Source organism: Ileibacterium valens, assembly GCF_001945525.1.
Classification (GTDB): Bacteria; Bacillota_I; Bacilli_A; order Erysipelotrichales; family Erysipelotrichaceae; genus Ileibacterium; species Ileibacterium valens.
Window position 1 is genome coordinate 26,414 of the sequence record NZ_MPJW01000098.1, and the last position, 18,851, is coordinate 45,264.

At 46.6% G+C, this 18,851-nt stretch carries 22 protein-coding genes; all 22 read left to right on the forward strand.

Annotated elements, in window-relative coordinates:
• Window position 1: 1 nt before the first annotated feature.
• The 22 genes from BO222_RS04340 to BO222_RS04445 all read left to right on the forward strand — a co-directional run bounded on the left by BO222_RS04340 (window position 2) and on the right by BO222_RS04445 (window position 18,826).
• Window positions 2–532 (forward strand): P27 family phage terminase small subunit, encoded by a 531-nt coding sequence (locus BO222_RS04340; protein ID WP_075818689.1) that lies wholly within the window; start codon window positions 2–4, stop codon window positions 530–532.
• Window positions 533–534: 2 nt separating this feature from the next.
• Window positions 535–1,317 carry an S-adenosylmethionine synthetase N-terminal domain-containing protein gene (locus BO222_RS04345; protein WP_075818691.1) on the forward strand — a complete coding sequence of 261 codons (783 nt, stop codon included), beginning with the start codon at window positions 535–537 and terminating at the stop codon, window positions 1,315–1,317.
• Complete coding sequence (locus BO222_RS04350; protein WP_075818771.1) at window positions 1,317–2,549, forward strand: site-specific DNA-methyltransferase; 1,233 nt, start codon at window positions 1,317–1,319, stop codon at window positions 2,547–2,549. The genes BO222_RS04345 and BO222_RS04350 overlap by 1 nt, the downstream gene beginning before the upstream one ends.
• Before the next feature lie 109 nt (window positions 2,550–2,658).
• On the forward strand, window positions 2,659–3,591 hold the full coding sequence (locus BO222_RS04355) for an amidoligase family protein (protein WP_075818693.1): 933 nt from the start codon (window positions 2,659–2,661) through the stop codon (window positions 3,589–3,591).
• 9 nt (window positions 3,592–3,600) lie between these two features.
• Window positions 3,601–4,053, forward strand: coding sequence for a gamma-glutamylcyclotransferase family protein (locus BO222_RS04360; RefSeq protein WP_075818695.1), 453 nt, complete (start codon window positions 3,601–3,603; stop codon window positions 4,051–4,053).
• Window positions 4,050–4,256, forward strand: coding sequence for a hypothetical protein (locus BO222_RS04365; protein WP_075818697.1), 207 nt, complete (start codon window positions 4,050–4,052; stop codon window positions 4,254–4,256). Before BO222_RS04360 ends, BO222_RS04365 begins: the two co-directional genes overlap by 4 nt.
• A 90-nt stretch (window positions 4,257–4,346) precedes the next feature.
• Window positions 4,347–4,649, forward strand: coding sequence for a hypothetical protein (locus tag BO222_RS04370; protein ID WP_075818698.1), 303 nt, complete (start codon window positions 4,347–4,349; stop codon window positions 4,647–4,649).
• Between the two features lie 38 nt (window positions 4,650–4,687).
• Window positions 4,688–6,295 carry a terminase large subunit gene (locus BO222_RS04375; protein ID WP_075818700.1) on the forward strand — a complete coding sequence of 536 codons (1,608 nt, stop codon included), beginning with the start codon at window positions 4,688–4,690 and terminating at the stop codon, window positions 6,293–6,295.
• Between the two features lie 7 nt (window positions 6,296–6,302).
• Window positions 6,303–7,292 carry an Abi family protein gene (locus BO222_RS04380; protein WP_075818773.1) on the forward strand — a complete coding sequence of 330 codons (990 nt, stop codon included), beginning with the start codon at window positions 6,303–6,305 and terminating at the stop codon, window positions 7,290–7,292.
• 170 nt (window positions 7,293–7,462) lie between these two features.
• Window positions 7,463–8,803, forward strand: a complete 1,341-nt coding sequence (locus BO222_RS04385) for a phage portal protein (RefSeq protein WP_075818703.1) — start codon at window positions 7,463–7,465, stop codon at window positions 8,801–8,803.
• Window positions 8,736–9,425, forward strand: coding sequence for a head maturation protease, ClpP-related (locus BO222_RS04390; RefSeq protein ID WP_233131205.1), 690 nt, complete (start codon window positions 8,736–8,738; stop codon window positions 9,423–9,425). Before BO222_RS04385 ends, BO222_RS04390 begins: the two co-directional genes overlap by 68 nt.
• Window positions 9,422–10,597, forward strand: coding sequence for a phage major capsid protein (locus tag BO222_RS04395; RefSeq protein WP_075818707.1), 1,176 nt, complete (start codon window positions 9,422–9,424; stop codon window positions 10,595–10,597). The genes BO222_RS04390 and BO222_RS04395 overlap by 4 nt, the downstream gene beginning before the upstream one ends.
• A complete protein-coding gene (locus tag BO222_RS04400; RefSeq protein ID WP_075818710.1) occupies window positions 10,594–10,866 on the forward strand; it encodes a head-tail connector protein in 273 nt (90 codons plus the stop codon). The genes BO222_RS04395 and BO222_RS04400 overlap by 4 nt, the downstream gene beginning before the upstream one ends.
• A complete protein-coding gene (locus tag BO222_RS04405; RefSeq protein WP_075818712.1) occupies window positions 10,866–11,201 on the forward strand; it encodes a phage head completion protein in 336 nt (111 codons plus the stop codon). The genes BO222_RS04400 and BO222_RS04405 overlap by 1 nt, the downstream gene beginning before the upstream one ends.
• Complete coding sequence (locus BO222_RS04410) at window positions 11,191–11,541, forward strand: hypothetical protein (protein WP_075818714.1); 351 nt, start codon at window positions 11,191–11,193, stop codon at window positions 11,539–11,541. The genes BO222_RS04405 and BO222_RS04410 overlap by 11 nt, the downstream gene beginning before the upstream one ends.
• Entirely contained in the window at window positions 11,510–11,887 is a 378-nt protein-coding gene (locus tag BO222_RS04415) for an HK97 gp10 family phage protein (protein ID WP_075818716.1), read from the forward strand. Before BO222_RS04410 ends, BO222_RS04415 begins: the two co-directional genes overlap by 32 nt.
• A gap of 15 nt (window positions 11,888–11,902) precedes the next feature.
• Complete coding sequence (locus BO222_RS04420) at window positions 11,903–12,496, forward strand: hypothetical protein (RefSeq protein ID WP_075818719.1); 594 nt, start codon at window positions 11,903–11,905, stop codon at window positions 12,494–12,496.
• A 2-nt stretch (window positions 12,497–12,498) separates the two neighbouring features.
• Window positions 12,499–12,795 carry a hypothetical protein gene (locus BO222_RS04425; protein ID WP_075818721.1) on the forward strand — a complete coding sequence of 99 codons (297 nt, stop codon included), beginning with the start codon at window positions 12,499–12,501 and terminating at the stop codon, window positions 12,793–12,795.
• A gap of 11 nt (window positions 12,796–12,806) precedes the next feature.
• Window positions 12,807–13,079, forward strand: coding sequence for a hypothetical protein (locus BO222_RS04430; RefSeq protein WP_075818723.1), 273 nt, complete (start codon window positions 12,807–12,809; stop codon window positions 13,077–13,079).
• Window positions 13,079–16,117 (forward strand): phage tail tape measure protein, encoded by a 3,039-nt coding sequence (locus BO222_RS04435; protein ID WP_075818725.1) that lies wholly within the window; start codon window positions 13,079–13,081, stop codon window positions 16,115–16,117. The genes BO222_RS04430 and BO222_RS04435 overlap by 1 nt, the downstream gene beginning before the upstream one ends.
• 4 nt (window positions 16,118–16,121) lie before the next feature.
• Entirely contained in the window at window positions 16,122–16,808 is a 687-nt protein-coding gene (locus BO222_RS04440) for a hypothetical protein (protein ID WP_075818728.1), read from the forward strand.
• Window positions 16,808–18,826, forward strand: coding sequence for a phage tail protein (locus tag BO222_RS04445; RefSeq protein WP_075818730.1), 2,019 nt, complete (start codon window positions 16,808–16,810; stop codon window positions 18,824–18,826). Before BO222_RS04440 ends, BO222_RS04445 begins: the two co-directional genes overlap by 1 nt.
• The last annotated feature ends 25 nt before the right edge of the window (window positions 18,827–18,851 follow it).

Below are 18,851 nucleotides of genomic sequence, written 5' to 3' on the forward strand. Positions count from 1 at the left end.
AATGGCCAAAGACGGTACAAATCGTGGCGGCAGGCGTCCAGGAGCAGGGCGCAAGAAAAAATCCGCAATTGAAAAAATCGAAGCCGGAGAAGCTGTTTCTTTGATTCTTCCAGAACCTGCGGATTTGGTTGGAGTCGAAACTCCGCCAGTAAAAGAGTATCTGAAAGCCCATCAGAAATGTGGCATCGACCTGTGTGCAGAAGAGGTCTTTGAGGATACATGGAACTGGCTGGCAGCTAGAGGATGCGAGAAGCTGGTCAGTCAGAACCTGGTCGAGCAATATGCGATGAGCGTTGCCCGGTATATTCAGTGCGAAACGGCAATCTCGGATTATGGTTTCCTGGCCAAGCATCCAACAACGGGAGCAGCTATGCAGTCTCCTTATGTGGCGATGAGCCAGAACTACATCAAACAAGCCAATCAGCTCTGGTATCAGATTATGCAGGTCGTTAAAGACAACTGCACCGAAGCCTGGTCGGGACAAACTCCCCAGGACAACATGATGGAGCTGCTGCTCCGTAAGAAAGGATAGTTATGATTGAAAAAGTGAATCCGGCCCATCCGGATAAAATAGCGGATCGAATAGCCGGAGCCATTGTTGATCTGGCTTATCAAACTGAAGAGAATCCCAAGATAGCGGTGGAAGTTCTGATTGGACATGGCAAGTGTCATGCAATCATTGAAACCACCGCTTTTATTGATCGGGAAGAAATCGCAAAAGCCATCGGCCGGATTGCTGGAATGCTCGATCTTGAAATAGATGTGGTCAGGCAGGACAAGCTGCTGGCAAAGAACCAGGAAGGGAAGATCCGCTGCGGAGACAATGGAATCTTCATGGGAATGCCGCTGACCAAAGAGCAGCTTGAATTATCCAGAATTGCCAGGATGCTGTATTCCAGTTTTGAAGCGGATGGCAAATACATTCTGGATGGCGACCGGCTAATCATCTGCCAGAGCCACGCCAGTTCTGATTTGATCAGGAGACTTTTTCCAGATGTAGTGATCAATCCGTTGGGAGACTGGACAGGCGGAACGGATGTTGACACTGGAGCAGTGAACAGGAAGCTGGGCAGCGATATGGCTGATTCTGTAACTGGAGGAGGGCTTCATGGAAAGGATCTATCCAAAGCTGATGTCTCAGTAAACATCCATGCTTTTCTAAAAGCCCAGCACACAGGCGAGCCTGTCGAAATCAGCTGCGCAATTGGAGATGAGTTCGTGGATGGGATTCCTTACGAGAAAATCGTTGAAGAAGCCCGAGAGTTCATTTGGTCTGTCGGCGGTTTCGAGAAATTTGCAGAATGGGGGCTTTTCTGATGAACATTGAAACTAAAAAACTCAAGGATCTTATTCCCGCAGAATACAATCCAAGAAAGGATCTTCAGCCAGGAGATCCGGAATATGAAAAGCTGAAACGCTCTCTGGATGAGTTCGGCTATGTTGAGCCAATCATATGGAACCGAAAAACCAGTTGCATTATTGGGGGTCATCAGAGAGCAAAAGTTCTGATGGCTGCTGGCGTTGAAGAAGCGGAAGTTGTAGTCGTTGACTTCGATGAAGAGAAAGAAAAAGCCCTCAATGTGGCACTGAATAAAATATCCGGTGATTGGGATAAAGACAAGCTGGCGCTGCTGATCACGGATCTGCAGGCCGCGGATTTTGATGTCTCGTTGACAGGTTTTGATCCAGCAGAAATCGATGATCTCTTCAAAGATACAGTGAAAGACGGTGTTCATGAGGATGATTTCGATGTAGATGAAGAGCTGAAAAAGCCTGTCTTCTCAAAAAACGGAGATCTCTGGCACCTCGGAAAGCACCGATTGCTTTGTGGAGATTCCACGAAAAAGGAATCCTATGCCGTACTTCTGGGAAATGAGAAAGCACAGCTTGTTCTCACGGACCCGCCATACAATGTCGACTATGAAGGATCCGCAGGCAAAATTAAAAATGACAACATGAAGGATGAAGCATTCTACCAGTTCCTCTTTGATGCCTTTTCCAGAATGGAAGAAGCGATGGCGGATGATGCTTCAATCTATGTTTTTCATGCCGACACCGAGGGCCTGAACTTTCGCAAAGCCTTTAAGGATGCCGGTTTTTATTTATCCGGCTGCTGCATCTGGAAAAAGCCGTCCCTTGTTCTTGGTCGCTCGCCTTATCAGTGGCAGCATGAGCCTTGCCTGTATGGATGGAAGAAGTCTGGTAAGCATAAGTGGTTCTCGGGTCGCAAGGAAACGACTATCTGGGAATTTGAAAAATCCAAAAAGAATTCAGACCATCCAACGATGAAGCCGATCCCGCTGCTTTGTTATCCAATCATGAATTCTTCAATGACCGGCTGTAAAGTACTCGATCCTTTTGGAGGCTCTGGCAGCACTCTGATCGCCTGCGAACAGACGGACCGGATCTGCTATACCATCGAGCTAGATGAAAAATTCTGTGATGTTATTGTCAATCGGTTTATTGAGCAAGCTGGTAATGACCGGGATGTGTGCGTCGAGCGTGATGGAGTGATTTTAAGATATTCTGATCTGATTCAATCTGAATAAGACCTGGAATAATTTGCTTTATCTATCGTGCTTTAGTTTATAAATAGCTTGCTATGTATCTTCTTTAGAGTGATATATACAGTGCCTGGAGGGGCAAGGAGATGCGAGCATGAAGAATACGGAAGCACAAATCGAAAGAATGAAGCAGCAGACGATCGGAGTAGAAATCGAGATGGCTGGAATCACTAGAAGAGCTGCGGTTAAAGTGATAGCCAAGCACTTCGGTACTGAAGACACTATCGAACACGCGGGTGGCGGATACGACCGATATACCTGCAAAGACAATCAGGGCAGAACCTGGCAGATTATGAAGGATGTCAGCATCAACGATACAGAGAGCAAAAAAGCCGAGCTGGTCACCCCAATCCTTCACTACGAGGACATTGAAACCCTGCAGGAACTGGTTAGAGCCCTGAGAAAAAGGGGAGCCATTTCCAACCCGATCAAGGGATGCGGAGTTCACATCCACATTGGAGCTGAGGGACATAATGCAAAAACACTGCGCAACCTGGTCAACATCATGGCCAGCCATGAATCACTGATCAAAGAAGCCCTCAACCTGGACAATGCCCGCGTTAACAGATACTGCCGAATGGTAGATCCCAACTTTCTGAAGAAACTCAATTCCAAGAAACCAGCAACAATGAGTGATCTTGCAGACATTTGGTACCAGGATTCCTGGGGATCCAGAAGCGCTCATTACAATGAAACCCGCTACCACATGCTCAACCTCCACGCCACTTTCACCAAAGGCACCATCGAGTTCAGACTCTTCCAATTTGACAACCCCAGCGAAGACCGCAAAGGCGGACTTCACGCGGGCCAGCTGAAAAGCTACATTCAGTTTTGCCTGGCACTCAGTCAGATGGCTAAGGATGCAAAAAGCGCATCTCCAAAGCCTCAGCAAAAGGAAAATCCAAAGTACGCGATGAGAACCTGGCTTCTGCGCCTTGGCTTTATTGGGGACGAATTCAAAACGGCCAGAGAAGTACTGACGAAAAGACTGAGCGGAAACGGGGCCTTCCGCACCTGCCAGGCATAGGAGGTCAAGATGAAATACTACGCGGCTTATGGAAGCAACCTCAATACCAAACAGATGGCAAGACGGTGTCCACGGGCAAAGCCCATAGGCACCGCCCTGCTGAAAGGCTGGAAGCTCTCCTTCAAAGGAAGCCATTCTGGTTTCTACCTTTCGATCGACAGGAAGAAGGGATGGTCGGTCCCGCTGGGAATTTGGCAGATCGATGACTTCGATGAAAAAGCCCTGGACCGCTATGAAGGGTATCCGAACTTCTACCAAAAATTCATGCTCCCTATAAACATCCATTGTTTTGACGGCTCGAAAAGCCTAGAACAAGTTCTGATCTATGCATTACCTTCAACAGCCAGATACGGATTGCCGACTGGGTCCTATGTTGGAACCTGTGTAGATGGATATGAGGACTTTGGCTTCGACTTGAAATATTTAGAGGATGCTTTTAACGCATCAAGGAGAAACAAATGAAAACTGAATCTACTCCCCAGATCTGCCCTCGCTGCGGTAAGCAGTTTACAGAGCCGCCAGCCCTTTCCCGACAGGATAACCGGACGGAAATTTGCCCTCTGTGTGGGACCAGGGAAGCACTGGAAAGCCTTGGAATCGACAAATTGGAACAGGAGCAGATCATTACAACGATCCGGTTTTACTCCAATAGAAAACGAGAATAGTGCTTTAATTATCGACTTTTCTCCGATTATCAACTTGCTATGCATCACGATCAGAGTGATATATACAGTACCAAAACGGAGGACAAGACGATGACAAAAAGAGAAATTTTCCTGAAAGCAGCAGCAAGAAGAGAAGCACACAGAGAACTGGAAAGAACCTACGCCTACCATGAAGGAAACGACCAGGACGATTACGATGAGATGCAGATGGCTGACTGGACCTTCACCAAAGCAAACCAGGCTAAGGTCGACAGCTACAACGCCTACTACAACGAAGGTAAGATGCCAAAAGGCATGAAGAACCTGAGCAAAGCAGAAAGAAAAGCAGCCCTGGAAAAGATGATGGACGAGGTAATCAGAGCCGAGTTCAAACGCTACTGCAAAGCAAACTAAGCCCCAGCACAGGGGCTTTTTTAGATAGGAGGAAGTTTATGGCCATTCGAAAGCTGAAGAAATACAAACCGACGAAATTCAAAGCCAGGACTTCTCACTACGATAAGGAGGCTGCTGATTTCGCAGTCAATTTTATCGAAAGCCTCTGCCATACCAAAGGCACCTGGGCAGGTAAGCCCTTTGAGCTGATTGACTGGCAAGAGCAGATCGTTCGAGATGTGTTTGGAACTTTAAAGAAGGATGGCTACAGACAGTTCAATACCGCCTATGTTGAGATTCCGAAGAAGCAAGGAAAATCAGAACTGGCTGCTGCGATTGCGCTTCTTCTGACTTGTGCAGATGGAGAACAACGAGCTGAAGTTTATGGATGTGCCGCTGATCGTCAGCAGGCTGCCATTGTCTTCGACGTTGCAGCCGATATGGTTCGAATGTGTCCAGCTCTAAATAAACGGGTAAAGATCCTGGCTTCTCAGAAGCGGATTGTGTATCAGCCTACGAATTCCTTCTATCAGGTGCTTTCCGCTGAAGCCTACTCCAAGCATGGTTTCAATATTCATGGAGTGGTCTTTGATGAGCTGCACACCCAGCCTAACCGGAAATTGTTTGATGTTATGACCAAAGGATCTGGCGATGCCAGAATGCAGCCGCTGTATTTCTTGATTACAACAGCCGGAACAGACACACATTCCATCTGTTATGAAACGCATCAGAAAGCGCTGGATATCCTGGAAGGTCGAAAGATTGATCCAACCTTCTATCCCGTCATCTATGGAGCGGGGCAGGATGATGACTGGTCGGATCCAAAGGTCTGGAAAAAAGCGAATCCTTCTCTAGGAATAACTGTTCCAATAGAGAAGGTCAAAGATGCCTGGTTATCAGCCAGCCAGAATCCTGGTGAGGAGAATGCCTTCAGGCAGCTTCGATTGAACCAGTGGGTAAAGCAGTCCATCCGCTGGATGCCAATGGATAAATGGGATGAATGTCGTTTTCCAGTTATACCGGAAGAACTGAAAGGCCGCGTTTGCTATGGAGGATTGGACCTTTCGAGTACGACCGATATCACGGCTTTTGTCTTGGTCTTTCCACCTTTGGAGGAAGAAGAACCATATCAGATCCTTCCGTATTTCTGGATTCCAGAAGACTCCCTGGACCTTCGAGTGAAGCGAGACCATGTTCCCTATGATATATGGAAGAGACATGGCTTCTTGGAAACGACAGAAGGAAACGTTATTCACTACGGCTACATTGAGCAGTTCATTGAGAAGCTTGGAGAAAAATACGATATACGGGAGATTGCCTTTGACCGCTGGGGAGCTGTTCAGATGGTCCAGAACCTGGAGGGGATGGGCTTTACCGTTGTCCCATTCGGCCAGGGTTTCAAAGACATGTCACCTCCAACTAAAGAGCTAATGAAGCTGGTTTTAGAGAAGAAAATTGCCCACGGTGGTCATCCTGTACTGCGGTGGATGATGGATAACATCTTTATAAGAACGGATCCTGCTGGTAACATTAAGGCAGATAAGGAGAAATCCACAGAGAAAATTGATGGGGTAATCGCAACCATCATGGGCCTAGACCGCGCTATTCGCTGTGGAAATATCAGCACCGAAAGCATTTATGAAAGCCGAGGTCTGTTGGTATTTTGATATAAACATGGCAATTAAAACTACAAATGGTCTTATGAAACATCTAAGAGATCATGGTATTGATATAAATGGAAGCACTGAAAAAAGACAATTAAGGAATCTTGGATACTATCATTTATATAAAGGATATAGGTTTTATAGAGTAAGTGCCAATCGACTTCCGTTTACGGATTTTGAAAAAATCCATAGGACTTATGAGTATGATATTGAGCTAAAAAACCTTTTATATCGATGGACAATCTTCCTTGAGACTGCCTTTAAGAATGTAATTCTTCAATCAACCATTGAGTTTATAAAATCCGACAAAATCCGTGATTTTTATGATAATGCTTTAGAAAGCGGGCCTACGTTACCGGCAAACGCAAAACAAAAAGAAAAAAAGGATGCTACATCAAGTAAATTAGGTGAGATTAGGTTTTTACAGAATAAGATTCTAGAAAGCTATAATCATAAAAATCCGATTATCCAGCATCATTATGATCAGTCTGATCAAGTTCCTATCTGGGGGCTTTTTGAAATACTAATGTTTGGAGATCTCGGACAACTCACTCGTTGTTTAAAACTCGATCTTCGAAAAAAGATTTCACAAGAAATCGGATTAAATCTTCAAAATGATAAAGAAGCGAGAATGCTCGAACACTACATTTTTTTGATCAAAGATCTTCGAAATGCTATAGCTCATGACAATGTTGTCTACGATGGAAGATTTATACAGAATACTAAGGCTAAAGGTCTCCGTAATGATTGCATTACCTATTTAGAAAATAAAACTTCTATAAAAGGGATAAACTTTAACACTATAGAAGACATCCTGATATTGGTTTGCTACCTACTAAAATTATTAGGTGTACAGAAGAGACAAATTAAGTCTCTTGTTAATAGCTATATATCTTTGACTAAAGATTTTATTGCTGATATGAATGATCCTGCCATTACAAGTAAGCAGATTCGAAGTGATACACTTTCTAAAGCCAATAAAATTCTTGCCTTCTTATGAGTCAGACATATTGAACTTTTGGCCCTTAGCGGTTAAGATGTAATCACTAATTGAGGTACAAAACCATTTGTACTTGAAAGGGCGGCCAATACCCGCTCTTTTATTTTGCTCAAAACTATATAAATTATCGCGTCCAGAAATGGGCGCTTTTCTTTTGGGGAGGTGATGAAGTGAAATTCAAAAATCCATTCAAGCGGAAAGTCACGGACCAGACGGCTGGGGCTGGCTATCGTTTCTTTCTTGGATCTTCCTCTTCCGGAAAGCGGGTGAACGAACGGTCTGCCATGCAAATGACGGCTGTTTATTCCTGCGTCCGGATCCTGTCAGAAGCTGTCGCATCGCTTCCTCTTCATATTTATGAGCAGGAGGATGGGCAGTCTAAGAAAGCCACAGACCATCCGCTGTTCTTTCTGCTGCATGATGAGCCGAATCCAGAGATGACGTCTTTTGTATTTCGAGAAACTCTGATGACGCATCTGCTGCTCTGGGGAAATGCCTATGCACAAATCATCCGGAATGGAAAAGGGGAAGTAGTCGCACTTTATCCTCTAATGCCAGACCGGATGAAAGTCGACCGAGATGAAAATGGTCAGCTCTACTACGAGTACCAGGTTTCTACGGCTGATCCTAAAGTCAATCCGGCAGGAACTGTCCGTTTGGCTCCAGAAGATGTCCTTCATGTTCCTGGACTTGGTTTTGATGGTCTTGTCGGGTACTCTCCGATCGCAACGGCTAAGAATTCTATCGGTATGGCAATTGCCTGTGAAGAATATGGGGCTAAGTTTTTTGCTCATGGAGCAGCGCCTTCTGGAGTTTTGGAACACCCAGGTGTTTTAAAGGACCCTTCAAAACTGCGGGACAGCTGGCAGGCAACATTCGGAGGTTCAGCCAATTCTGGAAAAGTGGCGGTTTTGGAAGAAGGAGTGAAATACACTCCGATTTCCATTGATCCTCAACAGGCTCAGTTCCTGGAGACGCGTAAGTTTCAGATCAATGAGATCGCCAGGATCTTCCGAGTTCCTCCTCATATGGTAGGAGATTTAGAGAAGTCTTCTTTCTCGAATATTGAGCAGCAGTCTTTGGAATTTGTTAAATACACGCTCGACCCCTGGGTTTCCAGATGGGAGCAGGCGATGACTAAAATCCTGCTGACTCCGGAAGAAAAGAAGAAATACACCATCAAGTTCAACGTGGATGGTCTGCTTCGAGGAGATTATCAAAGCCGGATGAACGGCTATGCGATAGCAAGACAAAATGGATGGATGTCTGCCAATGACATCCGCAGATTGGAAGAAATGGATCCCATACCGGAAGAAGCGGGCGGCGATCTGTATCTGGTGAATGGAAACATGCTGCCGCTGCAACAGGCTGGCAGCTTTTATTCTGGAAAGGAGGAAGATGATGAAGTTTTGGAAATGGATCAGGAACAAGACGAATCCGGAAATGGAGACTCCAACGGAAACCAGGACTCTGTTCCTGAACGGCACAATCGCAGAAGAAACCTGGTTTGATGATGAGATTTCTCCAAAGCAGTTCAAAGAGGAACTGATGGCGGATTCTGGAGATATCTCCGTCTGGATCAATTCGCCGGGAGGGGATTGCTTTGCTGCAGCCCAGATTTACAACATGCTTTGCGAATATCCTGGAAAGGTTACGGTCAAGATCGACGCCATCGCTGCTTCGGCAGCTTCGGTCATCGCAATGGCTGGGGATACCGTCCAGGTAAGTCCAGTCTCGATGCTGATGATTCATAACCCGGCCACAATGGCCATGGGTGATCAGAATGAAATGAAAAAGGCGGCTGCAATGCTGAGCGAAGTGAAAGAATCCATTATCAACGCCTATGAGAAAAAGACCGGGCTGACACGAGCCAAGATCTCGAAACTCATGGACGACGAAACCTGGATGAATGCGGGCAAAGCCATCGAGTTGGGTTTTGCAGATGGCTACATTGAAAAATCTACAGCCACAGAAGATGTGGAAGCACAGGGCATGGGGATCGCAAACTCCATGCTTTTTTCGAGCCGAAAAGTCATGACCAACCTGACCAACCGGCTTAAAGAAGAGAAAGTTCATGCTGAACCCTATCTTGAGCGGCTGAACCTGATGAAAACATGGAGGGATGAAAAATGAATAAACTTATGAATCTGATTGAAAAGCGCAACCAGGCCTGGAATGCTGCAAAAGTATTTGTCGAAGCAAGACAGGACACGGATGGCCTTCTGTCCAAAGAAGATGCGAAGGCTTACGAAGCCATGGAAGCAAAAGTCAAAGACTATTCTGTGGAAATTGAACGTCTTCAGGGTATGGAGGCTCTGGAAAATGAACTGAATCAGCCTACTTCCAAGCCGATCATGAATAAACCGTCTGCAGGCACTGCCGAACCGGAAAATTTCAGAGCGACCAAAGCCTATAAGAGTGCGCTGCTTACCGCAATGCGCACGAACTTCAAGCAGGTTTCCAATGTCCTGCAGGAAGGAACAGCTGCGGACGGTGGTTATCTGGTTCCAGTCGAATATGATTCCAGACTGATCGATGTTCTCAATGAAGAAAACATCGTACGCAAACTGGCAACCAATATAACCACTTCCGGTGAACACCGCATCAACATTGCTGGTTCCAAGCCTGCAGCTTCCTGGATTGAGGAGGGTGAAGCTCTGACCTTTGGAGATGCGAAGTTCTCCCAGATCATGCTGGATGCTCATAAGCTTCATGTAGCCGTCAAGGTCACTGAAGAGCTGCTTTATGATAATGCCTTCAACCTGGAAAACTACATCATTGACCAGTTTGGCAAGGCACTGGCCAATGCGGAAGAAGATGCCTTCCTGAATGGTGCGACAGATGGAAAGCCTGTTGGCATCTTTGCTGAAACGGGCGGAGGAACTCAGGCAGCGACGACAGCCACTCTGAAAGCTGATGACCTGATCGATCTGGTATATGCTCTCAAACGTCCTTATCGCAAAAATGCGGCATTCATTCTCAACGACAAACTCATCGCAAAAATCAGAAAACTGAAGTATTCGGATGGAAAGGAATACATCTGGCAGCCGTCTTTTGTGGATGGTGAACCGGATCGAATTCTTGGTTATCCGGTCTATACTTCTGCCTACGCTCCTGAAGATAAAATCGCCTTCGGTGATTTCTCCTACTACAACATTGGAGATCGCGGAACAAGAAGCTTTGCTGAGCTGCGAGAACTGTTTGCCGGAAATGGCATGATCGGCTTTGTAGCCAAAGAGAGAGTCGATGGAAAACTCGTTCTGCCGGAAGCTGTTCAGATTCTCAAGATCGGGACTGGCGCATGATCAGTCTTGAACTCGTCAAAGAATGGATGAAGCTGGATGGCGATGAATATGATTCTATGGCCCAGGAACTACTGGAGTCTGCTTCATCCATTTGTGCTGATGTGCTTCGCCTGAATTCAGTTGAAGAGCTGGAACCTTCTCCAGTCAATAAAATCGCCATTCTCTATTGCATGGCCTATTTATTCGAACATCGGGAAGATGCGGATCATAATCAGCTCAAAATCAATCTGAGGGCTTTGCTCGAGTCTGAAAGAAAGGCCGCCTTTTAATGAGAATCGCAGATTTGACCGAAAGAGTCAGCTTTCAAAAGCTCGTAAAAGAATCCAGCTTTTATGGCGACAAAGTGGTACCGGGTGAGAGTTTTGATCAATGGGCCAACATTAAAGATAAAGGCGTCACCGAGACTGATTCCAATGGCCATGTCCATGAAGCCAGAGAACTGCTGGTGACTGTACGGTCCTGTCTGAAAACAAGAAGTATTGCTCCCGATATTTATCTCATGAAATATCGGGAGTCTTTTTATGACATCACCCACATCGAAGTGGACTCCCACTATCGAAGATGGATCACTCTTCACGCCAGGAGGAAAACACATGGAAGCTAAGAACTTTGAAAAACTGTTTTCGAATTGCCCTTTTCCCGTTACCTGGCATCACTTCCAGACAGAGACATCTCCTCCATTTGTGGTTTGGAAGGAAGAAGAATCCGACAACGTGATTTCAGATGAAAAGGTACTGGCTCAAATCGATCATTTCCGGGTGGAGTTCTATTACGAAAGCTGGATCCAGAAGAAACAGTTTGAGCAGTTTTTAATGAGTCTGAATGTCACGTGGCAGAGGGTTGTTTCAGATGTCTGGATTACCAATGAGGACATGTACCTGGCGTCCTATGAGATAGGAGATGGTTTTGGCTATGAAAGTGGAAATGCTATCAACCGAGGTTGAGAAGATCTTCGGAGAGTGCGTTCGGATCGCAAATGCAGCCAACGAGGAAACACTCAATGAAGTCTCCAAAGAAGCACTGAGAATCGCACAAGACAATGCACCTAAGCGGTTCGGTGATTACGAGAAAACGCTCAAACGAAAGAAAACCAAAGACCAAAACGGAGAGGCAGAATATACCGTCTATGCAAGTGGATCAGGAGGAAGCCTCTCCCATCTTCTCGAAAACGGTCATGCCAGCCGTAACGGGGGCTTCGTTTCAGGAAAGCCGCACTTTAAGCCCGCTATGGATCATGCCAATTCAAAACTGGAAGAAGATTTCAAGAAAAAGCTTAATGAGAAGCTTTAAGGAAAGGATGGAAATATGCCTGCAACAGCTGAAGAAACCAGACGGGTCGTTTTAGGGTCTGGTGAAAATTACTTAAAAGAGGTGGATGGTGAAATCGACACCTCGGATGTCGATAAACTGATCACTGATTTTTTCGTTCCGGAAAACCTTTGGGGAGATACGAAAAATGGCGGTACGCTGACCTACACTCCTTCGACTTACACGGTAACGGATGATCTGGGCCGGGTGGTGGAGACCTTCTTAACCAAAGAAGAGGTCAAGCTCGCGCTGGGACTTGTACGAATCAATGACAAGATCCTGATCCCGCTGATGGAAACCGCACGAATCGCTACATCCAATGTAACTGGAAGAAAGGTTCTGAAAGTCGGAGGCCTGTCCAACGCTTCTGGTAAGAGCTATCTGGTCGGCTTTAAGCATATCGACAACAAACGCGGAAACATTTTCGTAATTATTGTTGGTAAAAACGATGGCGAGCTCCAGCTTTCATTCAGCCCTGAATCGGAGACCATCCTGAACCCTTCATTTGTAGCTGGATCGATGGACCAGGAAGGAACTAAAATCATCCTCGTCATTGACCAGCCTCAGACAGAAACGGAAGTGGGTGCATAGACATGGAATTCAATTTCAACAAGGTAAAAAAGGAAAATCTCCATCTGGTTTTATCCAATGGCAGTTCTCTGACTCTTCGTCCACCCCGTTATGGAAGCCTGAAGAAATTTGTACGCTTAGGCGCGGATGTGGATGACCAGAAGGCGCTTGAACTGGTCGCTGAAATTCTCAGTGAAAATATCGAAAAGAAACAGTTCACTGTCCAGGACGTCGATGAGCTTTTTGATTTAAGCGATCTGAGCGCTTTTATCGAACTGTACATGAAATACCTGGATCAGATTACCAATCAAAAAAACTGAAACTGCCCTTCTTGCCGGACGCAGAGTCCAAAGAAGGGCTTCCTTATGAGATCGAGCACTATTGGGAACAGCTGGTCAGCCAGTATCTGGGCTGTCCGCTTGTGGAGGTGTTCGATCTTTGTTCCCTGGATTTTCTCGCTTTGAAAAGAGAAGCATTCATTTTTGAGATGTCCAAAACCGAGGAAGGAAGAAAGTCACTGACGGAAGCGAAAATCTTTGAAGCGGAAGACGCTGACTACCAGGGAATTATTGAGCTGCAAAAAATGCTGGGAGGTGAGGGCTGATGGCGGGAACGATTAAAGGTATCACTCTGGAAATCGGAGGAACCACGACCAAACTGACCCAGGCCCTCAAAGCCCCGCAGAAAGAATGCATGGCCCTGCAGTCAAAGCTGAAAGAGGTCAATAAATCTTTAAAATTGGATCCATCCAACGTTGATCTTCTGAGTCAGAAACAAAGGCTGCTGACCTCGACCATCAGCTCTACCGAGCAGGAACTGCAGGTCTTAAAAGAAGCGCAAAGGCAATATATAAGCTCCGGAAAGGATATCGATGGAGCGGAATACATCGCTCTTGAATCAAAAATCCAGAAAACCGAGCAGTCGCTTGAGTCGCTGAAAAAGCAGCAGAATTTATTTTCTGCAGACATCCAGTCGATGGGAATCCGTATCGGAGAGCTTGGAACCAAGACGGAAAATCTGGGAAAGAAATTTCTGCCCGTAACGGCTGGAGTCGCAGCGGTTGGAACGGCAGCCACAGCAGCCTGGTCAGAACTCGATGAAGCGTATGACGGGATTGCTGCCGGAACCGGCGCAACTGGAGAAGCCCTGCAGGAATTGCAGGATAGCTTCGATCATGTCTATGGAAACTTCCCAGCTGAATCTGCTGAGGTAGGAACAGCGATTGCAGACATCAACACACGGTTTGGACTCAGTGGAAAAGCTCTGGAAGAAGCCAGCACTCAGTTTTTGAAGTATGCCAAAGTCAACAACACGGATGTTTCCGGTTCGATTGAAGCCGTCGCAAAAGCAATGGCAGATGCAAAAATCCCAACTTCAGAGCTGGGAAATGTTCTGGATAAATTGACCGTGGCGTCCCAAGCTTCAGGCCTTCCGGTTGATCAGCTGTCCACCGCACTGTCCAAAAACGGTGTTTCGATGCGAGAGCTTGGTTTCAGCACGGATGAAACTATCGCGCTGCTCACCACCTTTGAAAAGCAAGGTGTCGATACCAGCGTCGTACTGACGGGTATGAAAGCAGCCGTTAAAAACTGTGCAACTCAGGGTAAAGATGCCAAAACCGAGATGGCTTCCTTGTTTGAAGCCATTCAGTCAGGATCGGCTACTGCTGCCGATGCCCAGGAGCTCTTTGGCTCCAAAGCCGGTGCTGCTATTTACAACTACGCCCGCGAAGGAAAGCTGAACATCCAGGACATGATGGATGTGATTAACAATTCTGCAGGCGGGCTGGACCAGACTTTTAACGATATGTTAGATCCTGCCGATAAAGTGCAGGTGGCTTTGAACAACTTAAAACTTGTTGGAGCCGATTTGGGCGGTCAGATTCAGGAAACGCTGGCTCCCATGATCGAAAAGCTGGCAGAAACTTGTCGAAAACTGGCTGACTGGTTTAAAAATCTCTCTCCGCATACAAAAGATCTGATTGTGAAGTTTGGACTGGTCGCTGCTGCGATTGGTCCGATGCTGATTGTAATAGGCAAGATGGAGCTGGGATTTAGCAGGATGATTGCCTACTTTGGAAATGCTGCTACGTGGGGCGGTAAGCTGGTCGCCATGTTTACAGGGATGGGAAGCGGAATTACTCTCGCCCTGGGACCGGTTCTTGCGATTGTCGCTGCCGTTGCTGCGGTTGGGGCTGCGTTTGTTTCTTTATGGAATACGAATTCTGAATTTCGAGACAACATGATTTCGATCTGGGAGAGCATTGTTGGAAAAGTCAGTGCTTTCTGCGACGGAATTGTTCAGCGGATCAATTCGTTAGGATTCGATTTTCAGAGTATTACGGATGCCATCAAAGCAATCTGGGACGGCTTCTGCAGCCTGCTGGCAACGGTTTTTGAAGGCGTATGGCAGCAGGTGGAAATCGTTCTTTCAGCAGCACTCGATGTCATCATGGGACTGGTGGATACTTTCATAGCTCTTTTCCAGGGAGACTGGGACGGCTTCTGGGCAGGAATTCAGTCGATCTGGGATGCCTGCTGGAGCGGAATCGGGAATACGGTTCAAAACATTCTCGACATTATTTTTGGCGTCATCTCAAATTTCCTTGGCTGGTTTGGAATCAACTGGACACCGGCTTTTGATACGATCAGCCAGCAATGGCAGGCTATCTGGACAGCCATCCGCGATTTCGTCAACCAGATCCTGACTGCCATTCAGGAATTTGCTGCATCGTTTGTGTCGCTGTTTCAGGGAGACTGGGATGGTTTCTGTTCCCATCTATCCACAGCGTGGTCAACTCTCTGGAATGGAATTCAGCAGTTTGGATCCACCATCTGGAACGGGATAAAAAGCATCTTTTCGAATGTCTGGAACGGAATCAAAACTGTATTTGACAATGTGATGCAGGGAATCAAATCCAAATGCGAAAGCGTGTGGAACGGTATCAAAGGATTTCTTTCCGGAATCTGGGAAGGAATTAAAAGTACCTGTTCGAATGTCTGGAACGGCATTAAAAGCAGCATCGTCAATCCTATTAATGACGCTCTGGGGTCAGTCAAATCGATTTTTAACAGTATCAAGAACGCAATCTCTGACAGGATTAATGGTGCAAAAGATGCTGTAAGCTCCGCTATCGGGAAAATCAAGAACCTTTTCAACTTCAAAATTTCATGGCCACATATCCCACTTCCACATTTTTCTGTTTCCGGTTCAGCCAATCCACTGGACTGGCTGAAAGGCCAGATTCCGCGAATCAGTATCAGCTGGTATGCCAAAGCGATGGACAAAGGTATGATTCTGAACTCTCCGACCATCTTTGGCATGGCTCAAAACGGTCAGCTTTTAGGCGGTGGAGAAGCAGGAGCCGAAGCGGTTATTGGAGTGAACAGCCTGCAGCGGCTGATTGAAAATGCGGTAGATCGTGCTGCGATGAGAAGGCTGGAGCAGATCAAAACGGAAACCCGGAACAGCTCTGTCTCTTACAAGGCTGAAATTGACTATGACCAGATGGCAACAGCTCTGCTTTCTGCACTGTCTGGTGTCGTGATTCAAAATTCTGTGAATGTCGGGCTGAAGCCCGTTTTGAATGAAATGATTCCTTTGATTGATAAAGGACTCGAGAAGAGAAAGAACAGGAGATGATGAGATGGCAGAACTGGGAGTAGCCATCAACGGCTTTCATACCCTGAAAGACTGGGGACTTCACTGGAACAGCTGCCAGATCTCTGAGCCTGTTCCAATTACTTCTTATGTGGACATTCCGGGAAGGAAGACCAAACTGGACGCCACTGAAAGTCTGTTCGGACAGGTCACCTATGAAAACAGGGCTCTTACTTTCGGATTCTGGGCTCATACAGACTGGACAGAATGGATGGAGCTTTCCAGCCGGATCCAGTCAGCCATTGCAGGAAAACGCTGCAAGGTGGCATTGGATATTGATCCAGGAGCTTATTGGATGGGTCGGGCATCAGTAAAAAGCGAGATGAGCGCAGACAATCCGGTGACCAGTTTTTTTACGATTACCATTGATGCGGAACCCTATAAATATAGGACGAGCAATGCAGATGTTGCAGACAGCGAGATGGTATCCAATTTGAACGATATTCAGATTTCTGGAAGCAAAACCGTCACTATTACCGCGAAAAGTATCCCCTGCACACCGACGGTTACTGCCACCGCCAATATGACTCTTGTCGTCAATGACCAGACGTATCAGCTTTGGGCCAACACTCCATTGCTTCTGGAAGATACGGTTCTCTATAAAAACTCGACGGACTTCATCTTCACAGGAACCGGAACAGCGGCCATCAGCTTCAGAGGGGAGAGCCTTTAATGTATTTTGCTTATCTTGATCAAACCTGCATTCTGGATGCATCCCGCGAAATTCTCCTGGAAAACCCAACTTTAGAGCTGGCTGACAATACAGCCGGCTCTTTTACTTTTACGATTTACAAAAATAACCCAGGCTTCAAACACCTGAATATGCTCGCCAGCGTTGTAACGGTTTTGTGGGAAGAGGAAGTTCTGTTTAAAGGCAGAATCATCGAGATGTCTCGAAACTTTGACAAGTCGCTCAGCGTAACCTGTGAAGGAGAACTGGCTTATCTTGCAGACAGCATTCAAAGACCAGCCGAATACCACGACCAGTCTGTTCGAAATTACCTGGCAACACTTATTCAGGTTCACAACAGCCAGGTCGAAGCGGAAAAACAATTTGAACTTGGAGCTGTTACGGTTACAGACAACAATGATTCTTTGTATCGGTATACAAACTGGGAATCCACTTTAGATTCCATCAAAGAGGACCTGCTGGACAGCCTTGGAGGGCATCTTCGAATCAGATATGATGGCGCGCATCGCTATCTGGACTATCTGTCCGACTATCCGCATGTGTCGAATCAAAAAATCGAATTTGGAGAAAATCTTCTTTCTTATTCAGAAAACACGCAGGCTATCGATCTGGCGACCATCTGTATCCCTTTGGGAGCCCGTCAGGACGAAGGAGCCATTGAAGCTCTGGAAGAACGGCTCACGATTGGATCGGTCAATGATGGAAAGGACTATCTGGAACTGCCTGATGCCATTTACAAGTATGGCCGAATTGCCAAAGTCGTAATCTGGGATGACGTTCAGACCGCTACGAACCTGAAATCCAAAGGCCAGAAGTGGCTGCAGGACAACCAGTACGAAAGTATGGAACTGGAACTGACTGCTGTGGACCTGGCGGATTTTGGAGTGAGTATGGATCATCTTCGATTGCTTGATCGGATCCATTGCTCATCCGCACCACATGGGATGAATCGAGAGTTTCCTCTGACTTCTTTGAAGGTCAATCTTCTAGATCCATCTCAAAACATTTACACGCTTGGAAGCAAACAGAAAACATTCAGCCAGTCTACTGGCAAGGCGCAAAAGTCCGTTCAGACTCGGCTGCTTAACATTCCGTCCAAAGAGACCGTCTTAAACGTAGCACTCGATAACGCTAAACACCTGATTACCATGACCGGGAAAGACGGTCATGTCATTTTCAGTCCTTCTCTTGCAGAACCCAATGAGCTTTACATAACCGACTATGCCAGTCTTGATGAAGCCGTCAACTGCTGGCGTTGGAATATGAATGGTCTTGGCTTCAGCCGTAATGGCAAAGACGGACCTTTCGAACTGGCAATCACGATGGATGGAACGATTTCAGGAAAGTATATAGCGGCTGGATCGATTGGAGCGGACCAGATCAACGCGAGCTATACCGCACAGCAGCGAAAGGAATGGCAGGATGAGCTTGGGGAGCATTATCTGACCGCAGATGAAGTTACCACGCAAATTAAAAATACGGCATCCAGCATTGAACTGACCGTATCTAATGTCAGTACAAGAGTCGATGGTCTGCAGCAGCAGAAAGTCGAGTACTTTTACTATCTGTCCTCATCGGCTACATTGCCGATCGATGGTTCCTGGAGCATCACCAAACCAACCGAGCAAGCTGGAAAGTTTATCTGGATGAAGATGAAAACCACCTATGTGGATGGCAGTGTTTCTGAATCTTCTCCAGTACGAATAACGGGAGATACTGGCTCAACGGGAGCTGCGGGAGCCACGGGACTGATTGGCCCATCAGGCAAAGACGGTGCTCCAGCCCTTCATATCACGATTACACCAGTATGGTCTGGTGTGTCCTGCACCCTGAATGCTCATGTATTCCTTGGAGGCGAAGAGCTGACGGATTCACAGATTGCAGATGAGGGCGTTCTTAACTGGTACCTGAACGGCAGTGAAACTAAGACGGCAAGTGGCAAGACGCTGACTCGGACGATCACCGCGAAAGAGTCATGGGAAGTGAGGCTGGAAGGATGAGAAATCTAATTTGCGAAACCAAAGC

Coding starts and splice junctions, on each gene's coding strand:
- BO222_RS04340 (WP_075818689.1), top strand. CDS start 2: ATGGCCAAAGACGGTACAAATCGTGGCGGCAGGCGTCCAGGAGCAGGG.
- BO222_RS04345 (WP_075818691.1), top strand. CDS start 535: ATGATTGAAAAAGTGAATCCGGCCCATCCGGATAAAATAGCGGATCGA.
- BO222_RS04350 (WP_075818771.1), top strand. CDS start 1,317: ATGAACATTGAAACTAAAAAACTCAAGGATCTTATTCCCGCAGAATAC.
- BO222_RS04355 (WP_075818693.1), top strand. CDS start 2,659: ATGAAGAATACGGAAGCACAAATCGAAAGAATGAAGCAGCAGACGATC.
- BO222_RS04360 (WP_075818695.1), top strand. CDS start 3,601: ATGAAATACTACGCGGCTTATGGAAGCAACCTCAATACCAAACAGATG.
- BO222_RS04365 (WP_075818697.1), top strand. CDS start 4,050: ATGAAAACTGAATCTACTCCCCAGATCTGCCCTCGCTGCGGTAAGCAG.
- BO222_RS04370 (WP_075818698.1), top strand. CDS start 4,347: ATGACAAAAAGAGAAATTTTCCTGAAAGCAGCAGCAAGAAGAGAAGCA.
- BO222_RS04375 (WP_075818700.1), top strand. CDS start 4,688: ATGGCCATTCGAAAGCTGAAGAAATACAAACCGACGAAATTCAAAGCC.
- BO222_RS04380 (WP_075818773.1), top strand. CDS start 6,303: ATGGCAATTAAAACTACAAATGGTCTTATGAAACATCTAAGAGATCAT.
- BO222_RS04390 (WP_233131205.1), top strand. CDS start 8,736: ATGGAGACTCCAACGGAAACCAGGACTCTGTTCCTGAACGGCACAATC.
- BO222_RS04395 (WP_075818707.1), top strand. CDS start 9,422: ATGAATAAACTTATGAATCTGATTGAAAAGCGCAACCAGGCCTGGAAT.
- BO222_RS04400 (WP_075818710.1), top strand. CDS start 10,594: ATGATCAGTCTTGAACTCGTCAAAGAATGGATGAAGCTGGATGGCGAT.
- BO222_RS04405 (WP_075818712.1), top strand. CDS start 10,866: ATGAGAATCGCAGATTTGACCGAAAGAGTCAGCTTTCAAAAGCTCGTA.
- BO222_RS04410 (WP_075818714.1), top strand. CDS start 11,191: ATGGAAGCTAAGAACTTTGAAAAACTGTTTTCGAATTGCCCTTTTCCC.
- BO222_RS04415 (WP_075818716.1), top strand. CDS start 11,510: ATGAAAGTGGAAATGCTATCAACCGAGGTTGAGAAGATCTTCGGAGAG.
- BO222_RS04420 (WP_075818719.1), top strand. CDS start 11,903: ATGCCTGCAACAGCTGAAGAAACCAGACGGGTCGTTTTAGGGTCTGGT.
- BO222_RS04425 (WP_075818721.1), top strand. CDS start 12,499: ATGGAATTCAATTTCAACAAGGTAAAAAAGGAAAATCTCCATCTGGTT.
- BO222_RS04435 (WP_075818725.1), top strand. CDS start 13,079: ATGGCGGGAACGATTAAAGGTATCACTCTGGAAATCGGAGGAACCACG.
- BO222_RS04440 (WP_075818728.1), top strand. CDS start 16,122: ATGGCAGAACTGGGAGTAGCCATCAACGGCTTTCATACCCTGAAAGAC.
- BO222_RS04445 (WP_075818730.1), top strand. CDS start 16,808: ATGTATTTTGCTTATCTTGATCAAACCTGCATTCTGGATGCATCCCGC.